The sequence below is a fragment of the Absicoccus intestinalis genome (assembly GCF_033971885.1).
In the GTDB taxonomy this organism is placed as follows: Bacteria; Bacillota_I; Bacilli_A; order Erysipelotrichales; family Erysipelotrichaceae; genus Absicoccus; species Absicoccus intestinalis.
Window position 1 is genome coordinate 203,365 of sequence record NZ_JALBUS010000001.1, and the last position, 14,264, is coordinate 217,628.

15 protein-coding genes are annotated in these 14,264 nt (G+C 34.0%); 1 reads left to right on the plus strand and 14 read right to left on the minus strand.

Annotation, left to right across the window (positions count from 1 at the left end):
- The 13 genes from MOZ64_RS01040 to MOZ64_RS01100 form a co-directional block, all read right to left on the minus strand.
- Complete coding sequence (locus MOZ64_RS01040) at positions 1 to 762, minus strand: tyrosine-protein phosphatase (RefSeq protein WP_320324769.1); 762 nt, start codon at positions 760 to 762, stop codon at positions 1 to 3.
- 1 nt (position 763) lies between these two features.
- A complete protein-coding gene (locus MOZ64_RS01045) occupies positions 764 to 1,483 on the minus strand; it encodes a YveK family protein (RefSeq protein ID WP_320324770.1) in 720 nt (239 codons plus the stop codon).
- Positions 1,484 to 2,214: 731 nt separating this feature from the next.
- A complete protein-coding gene (locus MOZ64_RS01050) occupies positions 2,215 to 2,517 on the minus strand; it encodes an ATP-binding protein (protein WP_320324771.1) in 303 nt (100 codons plus the stop codon).
- Between the two features lie 36 nt (positions 2,518 to 2,553).
- Positions 2,554 to 4,113: a hypothetical protein gene (locus MOZ64_RS01055; protein ID WP_320324772.1), complete on the minus strand. Its 1,560-nt coding sequence runs from the start codon at positions 4,111 to 4,113 to the stop codon at positions 2,554 to 2,556.
- 389 nt (positions 4,114 to 4,502) lie between these two features.
- A complete protein-coding gene (locus tag MOZ64_RS01060; protein ID WP_441293708.1) occupies positions 4,503 to 5,945 on the minus strand; it encodes an IS3 family transposase in 1,443 nt (480 codons plus the stop codon).
- Positions 5,946 to 5,968: 23 nt separating this feature from the next.
- Positions 5,969 to 6,190, minus strand: coding sequence for a hypothetical protein (locus MOZ64_RS01065; protein WP_320324774.1), 222 nt, complete (start codon positions 6,188 to 6,190; stop codon positions 5,969 to 5,971).
- Between the two features lie 422 nt (positions 6,191 to 6,612).
- Positions 6,613 to 7,119, minus strand: coding sequence for a HEPN domain-containing protein (locus MOZ64_RS01070; RefSeq protein WP_320324783.1), 507 nt, complete (start codon positions 7,117 to 7,119; stop codon positions 6,613 to 6,615).
- Between the two features lie 3 nt (positions 7,120 to 7,122).
- A complete protein-coding gene (locus MOZ64_RS01075; protein ID WP_320324775.1) occupies positions 7,123 to 7,311 on the minus strand; it encodes a hypothetical protein in 189 nt (62 codons plus the stop codon).
- Between the two features lie 10 nt (positions 7,312 to 7,321).
- Entirely contained in the window at positions 7,322 to 8,569 is a 1,248-nt protein-coding gene (locus MOZ64_RS01080) for an AAA family ATPase (RefSeq protein ID WP_320324776.1), read from the minus strand.
- Between the two features lie 195 nt (positions 8,570 to 8,764).
- Complete coding sequence (locus MOZ64_RS01085) at positions 8,765 to 9,118, minus strand: Fic family protein (RefSeq protein WP_320324777.1); 354 nt, start codon at positions 9,116 to 9,118, stop codon at positions 8,765 to 8,767.
- A 431-nt stretch (positions 9,119 to 9,549) separates the two neighbouring features.
- A complete protein-coding gene (locus MOZ64_RS01090; protein ID WP_320324778.1) occupies positions 9,550 to 9,972 on the minus strand; it encodes a hypothetical protein in 423 nt (140 codons plus the stop codon).
- A 19-nt stretch (positions 9,973 to 9,991) separates the two neighbouring features.
- Positions 9,992 to 10,417, minus strand: a complete 426-nt coding sequence (locus MOZ64_RS01095) for a helix-turn-helix domain-containing protein (protein WP_320324779.1) — start codon at positions 10,415 to 10,417, stop codon at positions 9,992 to 9,994.
- Positions 10,417 to 10,851 (minus strand): hypothetical protein, encoded by a 435-nt coding sequence (locus tag MOZ64_RS01100; RefSeq protein WP_317313431.1) that lies wholly within the window; start codon positions 10,849 to 10,851, stop codon positions 10,417 to 10,419. Before MOZ64_RS01100 ends, MOZ64_RS01095 begins: the two co-directional genes overlap by 1 nt.
- 402 nt (positions 10,852 to 11,253) lie before the next feature.
- Between MOZ64_RS01100 and MOZ64_RS01105 the strand changes: the two genes are divergently transcribed.
- Entirely contained in the window at positions 11,254 to 12,714 is a 1,461-nt protein-coding gene (locus tag MOZ64_RS01105; protein ID WP_320324780.1) for a nucleotide sugar dehydrogenase, read from the plus strand.
- 87 nt (positions 12,715 to 12,801) lie between these two features.
- Here MOZ64_RS01105 and tnpC read toward each other — a convergent pair.
- On the minus strand, positions 12,802 to 14,264 hold a 1,463-nt coding region (tnpC, locus tag MOZ64_RS01110; RefSeq protein WP_320324781.1), incomplete at its 5' end, for an IS66 family transposase.

A 14,264-nucleotide genomic window follows, 5' to 3' on the forward strand; every position in this document is an offset into this window, starting at 1 on the left:
TTATCTCCCAAAGAAGCGAAATCTTCTTTTCTTTATGGTTAAATTGGTTACTGGTTTTCCTTGTAGGATGGCCAAAGGATTTTGTTCAAACAATAAGTCGGCATTTTCTGAACCAATCCATTTGGAAACACGATCAAAGGCATCGCTTAAACATGCAATGCGATGACCTTTGGCTCGATGCGTATCCGTCGCAACGAGATGGCCGACACCTTGTGTCAACAATTCTTTGGCATTCTTTTCCATTTGTTTGCCATGGATCCCCATGATGCTTGTACGATTGATTTGTAACACATAGCCTGCTTCTTGCCAGGTATGAATGATTTCCCAATCCAAGCCATGATGAAAATACCTTTCAATATGGGCAATGATGGGTTTGTATCCTCGTATATCCAGCTCATATAAAGGATCCATAAAATCCGGCTGTCGATGGATGTCTTTGCGCACATCATATTCCACCAACATATAGGATGTATCATTGATGGTGGGATACCATTTCTCATCCAATGCATCAATGAACGCGGAATTCATCATCACTTCAGCGCCAAAATAAATATCGATATCACTGATGGCTCGTAATTCTTCTTGACGAGCTCGTATCGTATGAAGCCATTGTGCATCCAATTGTCCGGGTACAACATGAGGAGTACTACAAATAGCTTCGATGCCATCGGCCTTGGCCATGTGTAAAGCTTCCCGTGCATCGGTTTGATTGGGCATGCCATCATCTATGCCCCATGCCACATGCGAATGTAAATCGATCATATTATTTTTCCAGATCCGGCAGTTCGCAGTACACAGGAATACCCAGATATTTTTCTGCTTCTGCTTTGTTTTTCAATCGTGTATCCATCAACATGCGAATCACCGCATAGGCAACACCCAACAAGAAACCTAATAAAGCACCAACCATGGTATTCTTTTTCACATTCGGACCGCTTGGTTCATACGACAAACGTGCTTTATCGACCACTTCAATGTTTTTGACATTGATCTTATCTTGCATTTCTTCAATGAATACATCGACGGTATCTTCCGCTAATTTTTTGGATAATTTGGGATTGGTCGTGGTTGCTGAGACCGTGATCAATTCGGTATCTTGTTCATTGGTGACCGTCAAATAATTCCGTGCGGCTTGGCCACTTTCCAAACCGGTATCCTTAGCTACTTCCGACATGATGTTGTTTTGGGTCAACAATTCCACAACGTTGGTCACCAATTTTGAATTGGCCATTTGCGAGTTATAGTCGGCACTACCTGTTGTTTGATCGATCATTGGGGTCAAGAAGATCGTCGTTGAACTGGTATATTCCTTAGGAATCAAAAAAGATGTGATGCCAAAGGCTAGGGCGCCACATACGATTGTTAATAAAATGATCAATCGAAGATGTTTGACAATGGCACGTCCTACTTCCAATAAATCAATCGTATCCACATCATCTGAACGATCATTATACTGATTTCGAGTTATTCGCTTTTGTTCCATACATTCTCCCTTTATTATATTTACTTAAATATTAAGACACAGACAATATTAACTTACCACTTTCATCACTACAAGTCCATGAAAACAGTAAATAAGACTGTATTCCACTTGATTTTATCACAAAATCATACAAATACCTTAGAATAGGACTTACCGCTTGTATTCAAGCGCCATCAAAACAAGCACGAACCCACTTCCTTAAACCATTACCTTATATCTTTTCATAAAACAGGTACTCTATTTATACACATAACAATCTACTCCGCTTTATCTAACCATTAACAACTTCTTCTTAAATATCTTATAAGTATTTAAAATCAAGATATCAAATCAATACAATTTAGGTTTTAAAATTAAGGATTGATAATTGACAAATCACAAATCAATGAGTACATGTATTTGTCAACTGAAAACTGACCAATTTCGCAATTGAAAACTGATCAACTACTCTCGGATCAAAGATATTTCTTATCCCGAAACATAATGAAATATCCTCGATTTTTTTCTGAATGTTTTAATGCCTGAATACGTCGGAAAATTTGAGCCTGATCCAACGGAGTAGTTTGTGCCAGAAAAACGGAAATACCTGTACCACTCAAAACGAAAATAATTATAATCATTAGAGGTAATGTTTCTTTTGTATTTTATATTTTGTTGTTTTTTGGTCTACGACTATCACATTGCACATAGCGGAAAAAAGCAGTCAACTGGTTTACTGTTTTCAGATGTTCTCAATGATTCACCATTAAATTATAAACAGTATGCTTTGAACAGTAATCGATCATGTCATGCGTCTGCATAGGTTGATTGCATGAACAGATCATGCCATCCTTTACGGGTATTTGATATACTACTATAGTTGATTTTCTGTTTTCCCAAGCATCCAGAATCTCAAATACAAATCTGCATTTATCAACATCCATTTCCATCAGTTCAAAATCATCAAGGATCAATAAATCTACTTTGGATAGTTTCCCTATCATATCCAAAAATTTTGCTATATCCCCCATAGGATTACATGTATCTAGTTTCAATATCAAACCTGCAACTAATCATGAAAACATGTTACATTAACGAGATCTTAAGGTAATAAGTAATGATGCAAATGCAATTAAAATTGATATAGTTGTCATTATATTGCTTTTTGTAATCTGGTGTTTATCAGATAAATCTTTCATTTCATTTATTCTTTCATTCGTTTCAGAACAAATATTTTTATAAAATTCATCTAATCTTTTTGAAGATTTTGATTTCAAATAAATATAATATTCCACAATATTTTGGGAGCCATTTATCATATCTTGTTTTAAATATTTAATTGTTGATAATGACATATTAAAATTTCCTTCTATTGGGCAACATGCAGTTTGAAAAAAATATATTTTATTAGCAAATTTTTTTCTAATGTTTAAAGCTTTCTTATAATTCTTTCCATTAATCTTTAGAAGATTAATTCTTCGACGATATTCTAAAATAACATTTTTATAATCATCATATAAATAAGACGGATAATCCAACCGAGCAATTTCTTTAAAATATTCAAAGAATTCATAATAAAACTGATATTCAACATCTTGATATTCCTCTTTACACTGAATTCGATTTTCAAAATAAACAACATATCTATTGGATTGATCAAATGAAGGATGCTCATAGATTACTTCTGAATTTTTTTCATTTGAAAAGTATTGTTTAAATGAAAAAAAATTGTCATTACTATATATTGGCATACCCATACTTTCAAAAAAATCCATTGATATTTCTTTATCACTATCTTCTTCACTTTGAACATTACTACCAATATCTAAATTAGTACCATATATGATATATGCCGGCTGAATAATGTCTTGTTGCATAAGCTCTAATTTGAAATACTTGCCAATGATTGAAAATACTTCTTTTTTTATTCTATTAAATTCAGTGTCAAGGTCATCTGTTTTGATGATACTATCTTTAGCATTGACCTTGGCTATATAATTCTGGGCGCCTGGTTTTGCTATTTTTTTATCAACTGATTTTATTGTTTTTTTATCGACATAATACTCCGTATAGAATTGATTGGCCTTTGTATAATCACTTGAAATTAAATTTTGTAACCTGCTTTTCTCTTCTTCAGTTAACTTAATTGTAAGTAATAATAGAAAATAAGAGTCGTTCAAATTTGAAATATTTATGTCTACGTAGTCCACAACACCACGCAAATCTTTATTATTACCGAAATCAATCATGCCAATATGACGATAAAACACTACTCCTGGATCATTAGGCTTTAAATTGTCGATTTGATGTTTGGTTTCCCCTGAAGCAAAAAAATATTTATTTGTTCTTTGTTTCAGCATCAATTTCTTTAAATCTTTTCGGAATGAGATATAATCAGTCGAACGTATAAGGTCAGATGTAAAAATATATTGTGGAGTAAAATAATATTTTGATGGCAAAGATGTTTCTTTTTTTATTTGCGTGCCAACATATCCCTTCAGATATCTCCGTTCATACATATCAACTGCATTTTGTTTTTTATGTTGATCCAATGTAAATCGAGTTAACCAATCTCTAACTCTTTGAGGGATAATTTTAATGGACAACCATTTTTGTTCCATTTTCTCTTTTCTAATATCTGAATATTTCATTTTTATTTCATCTTCCATTATTATTTTCACTAAATTAATTTTGTTGCTAGAATGTTTTGAGCAAAAATTTCATAACAATATTCATAATAAGCATCCTTCGGTAAGATTGGGTCTTCTTCATATACCTGCTCTTATTTTTTATATGCTTTTGTTTGTCGAATATCATCAAATACATATTTGTCAACTTCTTACATGGGTTCGAACTATCAAGGGTGTAATCTCTACATCTTATTGACTTATATTCCTCAGATGTCTGCCCAAATCTGTTGTATATCGTTTACCTCCATAATTTGTTTTGATTGGATCCATTTCTTCATCTAAATCCTTCACAAACTGTATTTGTCGACTGAAAACTGACCAACTGGGGGTGAAGACATTTTTCTGGACTCTCAATTTAATCCTAATTCCTTTCTATACTCCATTGGACTCTTATATCCCAATGATTGTTTTATTCTTTTTGTGTTATACCATTCAATATAATCATTCACTATTTTTATAAACCCATCTATAGTTACATCCTTCCAATCTCGCTTATAAAACATTTCGTTTTTTAAGCGCCCAAAGAAGCCTTCGCAAGCTGAATTATCAGGAGAACAGCCTTTCTTTGACATAGACCGGATCAGATCATTATCATCCATTCTTTGGATCCATCCGGGCCATCTATAATGACATCCTCTGTCAGAATGTATGATTGATCGTTCATCTTCTTTTAAATTAGCTATGACTGTATCCAGCATCGAATTAACCAATTCCGCATTTGGGGAGGTACCTATTGACCACGATGTTACGAATCCATCAAAACAATCGATCATTGGAGATAAATATACTTTGCCGGCTGAAATAGAAAATTCAGTAATATCCGTTAATAGAATTTCATTAGGTTTTTCACTATGAAAATCTCTATTTACAATATTATCAACCTCAGGAGATATCTCTCCTTTATATGATGAGTGTTTCTTTTCTTTTGTTGTGATCACAATAAGTCCTTCTTCTTTCATTAATCGAAGCACTGCCTTTTCAGATACTGATATTCCTTCTTTTTTTAACTGTGCATGGACTCTTCTATAACCATAGCTTTGATAATTTGAGTTGAAGATGTTGGCTATTCTTATGCGCAATTCACTATATTTATCTCCAAGTTTCATTGCGTTTTCTTGATAAAAATAACTGCTTTTACTTATTTTTAATTCAATCAGCAGTTTTTTTAATGGGTATTTTTCCTTAAGGGCATCAATCAAGATAGTTTTTTCTTTATTTGTTAGCTCATTTAGATTGATGCCCTTTTCTTTTTTTATTATTTGGGCTGCTTTCTCTAAAATATCTTTTTCAAGCTGTAAACGATATACTTCTTTTCGCAATCTTTCAACCTCTTGCTTCAATTGGTCCGTTTCTTCACTGGTTGATCTATTCGTAATTGTGTCTTGATCTTGTTTTTTCATAGTACATTCACTTTCACTGCCAAGAAGCTCCTCTTTCCATTTATATAGAGTAACCCTTGTTACTCCATAATCCTCAGCTATATCATTTACCGATTTTTCCCTTATTTCCGTATGAATAACAGCTTCTTTTTTCTCATCTTCAGTATATACTGCTTTTGAAGATTTAGCGATTGGTCTAGTATGATATCCTTCAACATCCTCTTGTAGCCACAATGATAGCGTATATCTATTTGGATATCCAAGCTCTCTAATTACAGCAGCACTGTTATTATTATATTTAATATACAATTCTACGGCTTTTAATCTTTCTTCATATGAGTACATAACATACCTTTTGGATTCTTTGGTCCAGGATTTTGTCCACACCCCCATTGGTAAATTTAATATTGACATTAACACCGACTAAATATTAAGTTTTATTTTTTTGAAATGGCATCTTCTGTTGTTCTTTTTTGCTTTGAATTGGCCCCTCCTTTTTCATTAAAGCTGTCAGTGAGAAATCTAAAATGTGAGCCTTTCGTTCCGTAAGCATTGTCAAATAGAAGTCCTTCTGGAGATTGCTGATAAACGGTGTATGGCCTCTTTGAACTCAGCAGACAGCCATCACGATATTTCCCAGAGGATCGTTTTTGTGACATTGGGTTTTGTCGGTATCTTAAATCTGGTATCTCATACTCTGGATTTGGTCCCGTATGATTCGTTGCTCTTTTGAAATTGGCTTTAATCTCTTTTTCAAACTATGGGCTATTTCTTTAAAACTGAATCCATTTTCTTCTATTTTATGGATCGTGCCGTTGACAATATTATGTCAAATACCTAATATGTCTGCAATCTTACGATTTGAAATTCCTCCTTTCAACTTAAGTTGAGCAATTCTTACAAAATATTGTGGCATATTAAAACCACCTACTTATCGATAGGCGTTTGCACATACCCACACAAACATTTTATCGATAAATCAAGGTGGCATAAATTTCTATTGTTTTTAGGATTCAATGATGTACTACTTTTTTCAGTAATTCATATAAATATAAATAATCGCAATCCCAATATTCCCTGATTATTTATTCATTGCTATTTCTTGAATGGCATATACAATAGCAGCAATCTGTTGTCGATACAATGTAACCAAATCTTTTGAAATTGAAGTTCTATTCGCAGAAGTATGTTCCCTGTCATTTTGATGCACGATTTTGTTTCTTCGATCAAACATTTCTCTTACTATTGTTTTTCCATATTTAAGCGAATCATTAACAGTTGACTTTGGAAATGCCTTGGACATCACATCATTAAAAGGAATCCCAATTAAATTTAACTGATCTTTCATGCTTTCTGCAGAAAGATAAACCTGTTTACTCATCTCCTGATTAAGGAATGAAAAGAACCATTCTTTTGTAGATAAATCTTCATATGCGTTTTCTACTAACTTCATTGGTACCTTTATCCCAAAATATTTTTCACTTTTATTCCATTGCCCGCTAAACATCTGATATAAAGCATACTTACTCATTTCATGAAGATAAAAATCGAGGATGCCTTCTAAAAAAACGATTTGGGATCGCCAAATATCCTAACATTCTTCGTATTTACCCTCTTGTAAAAGAATATTCGCTGTTTCACTTTGATTATCTATATCCTGTAAACTTTCATTGAAATGGTTAAAAATATCTTGTAGCTCAAAATGAACTGGAGGCACTTGTTTTTTTGGTTGTCGTATATTTTCAGCTCTATCTGCAAGATTGAAGTCGATTTTTACCATCTTCTTCACCTCACATATTTGACATTATATTTGCAAAATTTAAATTCAACATTGGAATTGCTCCATACTTCCCATTAATATACCCTTTTCCAATATTTTCATCTTTCCGCACATTTTGAATTTCGGCAAGCGAATATAGATCTGTTGACCGATCCTCTTTTAATTCTGTAAACCATATTTGATCACGACGAAACATATCTAAATTCAACAATCCGGTATCATGTGTAGTAAAAAACAGTTGTGGAAATTTGTCTCCTGAATCTGTTGTCATAAACATTTTTAGAAGCCCATATACCAATGCTTCATGAAGTCCTGATTCTAATTCGTCACAAATTAAAACTTTTCCATTTACAATAATGTCAATCAATGGACATAAAAATGCAAAAAGTTTTTTTACTCCACTAGATTCTTCCCCTATCAGATTTGTATCAAAGTTATCATACACAACTTTAGCATCAATCCTATCCATTGGAGCATTTAATAATTGTTCTTTAAATTCTGGAGCTAAAAAAGGAGGAATATCATTTGGTTCCGGTTTTGATTGATCAATTTTAATAGAAATATCCTTAACTCCCATTCCCAGTTCCCGCATAAAGGTGATTACTGCCTTCTTTAGACCAGCATTTGAATCGATTGCATGAAGAGAATAATTCATCCAATTATCTTGAAGATTGTCTCCATAAATAACAATATCATCTCTAAAAAATTTATATGCTTCTTCCACTTCATGAACATTACTAAAATTTGCTGCACACGAAAGCATCAACCGATTTGGCTTCAATACATCTCTACAAGTATCAAATTTCCCTCTATAACTTCTTCCCGCAATAAAACTGTCTCCGTGTCTTTCAAATACTTTCTTTTGTTTTCCATTAGGAAAGAAATAAAAATACTCATCTTCTACGAGCATCTGTTTTAGACTAAATTGATAAGCATATCTTATATCATCAATTACGAACTGAATCTTATAAACACTAGGTACTTCATACCCTTCCGCCTTAAAAGGAATTTGTCGGATTCCTTGCCCCGGTTGATGATTAATGCTGTTTAATACCAAGTTTTTCACAAAGGATATCGCATCCAAAAAATTACTTTTGCCAGAACCATTAGCACCATAAATAACTGCAGATTTCAGCACTCGGTATTTTCCAAATTCCTTCGTTTCCTCAATCTTGGTTGTATCTGTTCCTGCTAATGCGGAAAAAAGCACATGTTTACGTATTGATTTGTGGTTTGAACAAGAAAACTCCAACAACATATATTCTGCTCCTGCCTCATTCAATACATGATTATATATTTATCTTGCACGTTTATCAATGTATTTTGTGATTTTTTAGCATATTTTATAGTTTAACGTATTATATTTTTCCATCAATCAATCATTTCAAATATTGATCATTCACTTATAAGGCAACATCTTATCTGAATTTTACAATCGCTATTTCCTATCAAATTACTTCTTTCTGTACTTCTGATTAGGGCTATTTAGCTTATCCAGTATCGTCATCTCAATCTTTCCTGCTTCAATCAAAGTATTAAGATATCTCTTTCTGAAACTCTTGCTGTCAGTAAGACCCATATGATCCATCATTTCACGTCTACTTCGTGGTATACTACAAAACTCGATTAACTTTTCCAGTTTTTGCTCCAAATCTTGGACAGCAACTTGAGGGGTAGTTTGGACAGTCGGTCCAACTGTAGCTGTTGCCGCCTCGGAAAGAGGAATCACCGTTGTAAATACATCTGCCTCTGTAAATACAGGTTCCCCACCAGAATACATCTTCGTATATTTATAGCTATTTCGCATGCCGCTACCAAGTTCATCAGCAAGTCCTATCTCCCGAAACACTTTTGCGATTGACGGATTCTTTGCGAACGGTCTAAATGTCTTTAGATGAATATTCAGGCATTTGAGAACCACTTGATTCGCAAGACAGAGCCACTTATTACCAGGATTGGACTTTATAAATGAACCACAGTGATATACAAACAATATGTAAATAAACCCGTTATAATACAAATGACTGTTTGTTCGCAACGGATTTTATTATGACATCATCGACACTGTTTTATCTGACGCTTACATTTAGCGATATAATTTATTTATCCTCTGCCCTACCAATATTTCTATAGATATTTTGGTTGATTTTCACCTTCCACAAAGAAAGATTACGAGGTGAATTTCTAAATCCATCTCTCTTTTTAAGAGAATACACTTTAGTTATTGCTATGTGATTCTTAACTTTCTTTTTCCTTAAAAACAGGTGGCACTATAATAGGATGTATTCCATATGTCCCACTAATATTAGCTATTAATTTTGACATTTCAGCACCGACATGAGCTTGATTGACTAAATACACTTTTCTTTCTTCTACATAATCTTTCATTTCTGATATATCACTGAAATTACCAAATGAATCTTTGGACAAATAATAAATTGATATAGACGAAACATAAATAATTGGAGCGTTCCCTTTATCAGCAGTCACAATATATTCCGATCGAATTCTTATACTTTCTGCCTTGCATTCTAAAACACTAATTTGTTGATTGAATTTGATCAGATTTTCGCCATCAGGAATATTATCATAAGAAAAATCTGCCTTTTCTAAATATACATTCACATTTTCTATAAATAATTTTTTTTCATTGTTTGCCATAGTAAATATCTCTCATTTCCTAAGCTCTTATTTCAAACTCGTTATTATTTCGATATGAATTTGCATTTTTAATAATTTTTTCATCATCATAATCATTAAATTTTTCAAAAGAATTTGAAGTATAAGACTCATAAAATTTATCAGAATAATTTGTCTTTAAATCTGAACTAAAATCACCATGAATTTTATATAAATCATCAATTAAATAACTATGCTTATTAAGTAAAAATAACAATCTACTAGATGCTCCCTTAACAGGATTTGCCCCTTGTTCCCATTTTTCAACAGTCTTCTCACTTATACCAAGTACCCTCGCAAATACTCTTTGTGACATATTTAATTTATTACGAAGATTTTTCACGAAAACATTAGTAGTAATAGATTCTGTATCTATAATCTCTGTTTTAAAACCCTTCAGGCTTTTTAACTTCTTCCATGAAACCATTAAACTTCCTCCCGACTGTTACTAATATCATCAACCAATTCATTTACTTTTTTATACTCACTTGCTGTAAGATCCGTTTTAGGCTTTTTACCAGAACGCTTATGATATAAATGAAATGGAATAGCCTTCTTCTCCGAAACAAGAATAAGACTAATCAATCTATAAGCCCCTGAACTACCCATATTTCGTTTTTGATCTTTATATCTCATTTTATATACAGATATTCCATTTTTAGATGTTATCTTTGCACCATTGATATTATCTGCACTTACATCCAATGACAAATCCTTCAAAATCATTTCAAACTCTTTTCTTTTCATTCCAACATTCTTTAAATCTTTATTAAGATCAAACCCAAAAGATTTAAAATTGCTAATAACCCATTGATTTTCTGGAAGAAAAGGATTTACTACTTCAATCTTAATAAAGATCACCTTCTTTAGTAACTCCCTATTTAATAGGGTATATAAATATTATCAAATTATACTATCTAAATCAATATTTCCGATGCAACATTTTCATTTTTAGATTTACTCAGCATTTATTACATGACTATGGGCCCCTGTGCCAGTCATCGTTTAGAAAGTGAGATCATCCAAAGGATGAACTCGTTCGCTCGATTTCTGAACTGATTCTTGCACACCCATTGTCGAGTAGCTCTTACGATATACGATTTAATGTATAATTCTTGTTTTGTTATTATGTGCAACATTAATGCATATGATTTGTTTCCATTTCTAACAATCATTCATTTAATACTTAAGTAAATTGACATAGTTATAAATTATAGTATGATTATTCCGTAATATTTTTAATATTATTAACAAGGAGTTATCATGAAAAAATTATCTCAAGAATTATTGGCACAAACCATTATTTCATCTCGAAAAAATAAAGATATGACCCAACAACAACTAGCTGATGCTACCGGCATCAATCGAGCTGTTATTAGTCGTATTGAATCCAAAGACTTTGTGCCTTCTATTGTTCAATTAGAGACACTCGGAGAAGTCTTGGACTTTGAACCAACGGATTTATTTGTAGACCAAAAACAAGAACAAAAACAATACAGCATTGCGATTGCTGGTACTGGGTATGTTGGCCTTTCCATCGCAACTTTACTTGCCCAACATAATCATGTTACAGCAGTTGATATCATTCCCGAAAAAGTAGAAATGATCAACAATCGTAAATCACCAATCAAAGATGATTATATTGAAAGATATCTTGCTGAAAAAGATTTAGATCTAACGGCTACATTGGATGGTGAACAAGCGTATAAAGATGCTGATTTTGTTGTGATTGCAGCGCCAACCAACTACGATAGTAAAAAGAACTTCTTTGATTGTTCTGCTGTAGAATCTGTCATTGAATTGGTCTTAAAAGTGAATCCAGAAGCTATGATGGTCATTAAATCCACCATTCCAGTTGGCTATACTAAGTCAATTCGAAAAAAGTACAATACAAAAAATATTATCTTTAGTCCCGAATTTTTAAGAGAATCCAAAGCATTATATGATAATTTATATCCATCTCGCATCATTGTATCTTGTGATGAAGATTCCAAAGAAAAAGCACATATCTTTGCGAAACTTCTACAACAAGGTGCCATCAAAGAAAATATTGATACCTTATTTATGGGATTTACCGAAGCCGAAGCTGTTAAATTATTTGCGAATACCTATTTAGCCCTTCGAGTTTCCTATTTTAATGAATTGGATACCTATGCAGAATCTAAAGGATTAAATGCCAAAGAAATCATTGATGGCGTATGCCTAGATCCTCGTATTGGAAATCACTACAACAATCCTAGTTTTGGTTATGGCGGTTATTGCCTACCCAAAGACACTAAACAACTACTAGCCAACTTCAATGATGTCCCACAAAACATGATTTCTGCCATTGTAGAAAGTAATCGAACCAGAAAAGATTTTATTGCTGACCAAGTATTACATATGGCCGGATACTATGATTATTATTCTCAAGGCGATTATTCACCAAATCAAGAAAAAGAATGCGTCATCGGTGTATACCGATTAACAATGAAATCAAATTCTGACAACTTTCGACAATCTTCAATTCAAGGTGTCATGAAACGAATCAAAGCCAAGGGTGCCAAGGTTATCATTTATGAACCAACTCTAAAAGATGGTGAAACCTTCTTTGGATCCGTTGTAGTAAATGATTTAAAGAAATTCAAAAAGAAAAGCCAGGCTATTATCGCCAATCGATACGATACTTGCCTGGATGATGTAAAAGACAAAGTCTATACACGAGATATCTTTAAAAGAGATTAATGTAAGGTAAGCGTCAGATAAATCAGTGTCTATGATGTTATAAACAAAACCCGTTGTGAACAAACAGTTATTTGTATCATAACGGGTTTATTTACATATTGTCTTTATATCACTGCACCATGGCAGATAATCATCCAGTAATGAAGGATCGGATATAAAGTCTAGTCCAGGTAATGAATTGAATAGAAGATTCAGATATTTATATGGATCCAGTTCATTGGCTTTCGCTGTTTCGACGATACTGTATATCGCTGCACTCGCTTTCGCTCCTTGTGGTCCTCCATTGAACAGCCAGTTTTTTCTGCCGACCGTGAATGGCCGTATAGCTCTTTCAGCTATGCTGTTGGTCATCGGGATATTTCCATCTTCCAGATATTTGATGAGTCCTGCTTTCTGGTTTAGAGCATAATGAAAAGCCTTTCCGCATTTTGATGACGCAAGTACTTTGTCCTTATTTGTTTCTATCCACGCAAAAAATTCTTCGACCATTGGCGCCTGTATCTCTTTCCGTTTCCTTTGTCTGGTCTCTGCATCAAGATCTTCTAATAATGCTTCTTCATGGAAGATCTTCTGCAGTTTCTCGATGGCCTGTTTTGGATAGGTGGCATTCATTGACTTCAGATCCTTTGGCAGGGCATCGGTGAAATATCTTCTCAGATGTGCCCAGCAGTAACAGTGTTCTACTCCGTTGATCTGATCATATCCTGCATACGCATCGGTGATCAATGACCCACTGAATCCTTCCAGGTATTCCTTTGCCTGGATACCTTTCCGGTTCGGCTGATAATCGAACAATCGTATCGGTGTCTTCGAATATTTATGCGTTGTATATACCCACATATATGACTTTGAAGTATTCTTCTTGTCTTTTTCTTTGAGCACCTGGACCGTTGTTTCATCCGCATGGATATACTTCTGATCAATCAATATGGAATGCATCCTGCGAATCAAAGGATATAGCCATTCTCTGGCAGCAATGACCATCCAGCTTGACATGGTGGCACGGCTCAATTCTGCTCCCAGGTGCTTCCATGTCTGCTCCTGCCGGTAAAGTGTCACTGCATTCACATACTTCTGTACCATGATATATGCCACACTGTCTGCGGATGCATAGCTGTGCGGTATCACATTGGCCGGTACTTCTGCTTTAATCATATGGGGCTTGCCATGTTTCCTGCAGTTTCTGCATTCATATGTCGTTCGATATACTTCGACCAGTTCCAGTTTTGGCGGTGTGAACTTCAATTCATTGCGTACGAACTCTTCACCGACACGGACCATCTCAGATCCACATTGTTCACAGTACCGGTCTTCTTTGGGGATATCCAGCAGTCGTTTGATCTTTGGCAGGTTCTTAAATTTTGCACTGATCTCGCCAGGCACTTTTTTATGTTTCTTCTTGCGTTTATAGGTGATATCCACATATCCGGGATTCTCTCCCAGTATCGTTTCGGCCTCATCAAATAAAGAAAGCTGCTCAAAACCAAGTGACCTTGCCGTCTCACTTTTGGTTCCGAACAGTTTTTTTCGGTAATATTCATTGGTTTCCT

Excerpts from the sequence above, each read along its gene's own strand:
- MOZ64_RS01040 (WP_320324769.1), bottom strand. The coding sequence starts at position 762 with ATGATCGATTTACATTCGCATGTGGCATGGGGCATAGATGATGGCATG.
- MOZ64_RS01045 (WP_320324770.1), bottom strand. The coding sequence starts at position 1,483 with ATGGAACAAAAGCGAATAACTCGAAATCAGTATAATGATCGTTCAGAT.
- MOZ64_RS01055 (WP_320324772.1), bottom strand. The coding sequence starts at position 4,113 with ATGAAATATTCAGATATTAGAAAAGAGAAAATGGAACAAAAATGGTTG.
- MOZ64_RS01060 (WP_441293708.1), bottom strand. The coding sequence starts at position 5,945 with ATGTCAATATTAAATTTACCAATGGGGGTGTGGACAAAATCCTGGACC.
- MOZ64_RS01065 (WP_320324774.1), bottom strand. The coding sequence starts at position 6,190 with ATGTCACAAAAACGATCCTCTGGGAAATATCGTGATGGCTGTCTGCTG.
- MOZ64_RS01075 (WP_320324775.1), bottom strand. The coding sequence starts at position 7,311 with ATGGTAAAAATCGACTTCAATCTTGCAGATAGAGCTGAAAATATACGA.
- MOZ64_RS01080 (WP_320324776.1), bottom strand. The coding sequence starts at position 8,569 with ATGTTGTTGGAGTTTTCTTGTTCAAACCACAAATCAATACGTAAACAT.
- MOZ64_RS01085 (WP_320324777.1), bottom strand. The coding sequence starts at position 9,118 with ATGCGAAATAGCTATAAATATACGAAGATGTATTCTGGTGGGGAACCT.
- MOZ64_RS01090 (WP_320324778.1), bottom strand. The coding sequence starts at position 9,972 with ATGGCAAACAATGAAAAAAAATTATTTATAGAAAATGTGAATGTATAT.
- MOZ64_RS01095 (WP_320324779.1), bottom strand. The coding sequence starts at position 10,417 with ATGGTTTCATGGAAGAAGTTAAAAAGCCTGAAGGGTTTTAAAACAGAG.
- MOZ64_RS01105 (WP_320324780.1), top strand. The coding sequence starts at position 11,254 with ATGAAAAAATTATCTCAAGAATTATTGGCACAAACCATTATTTCATCT.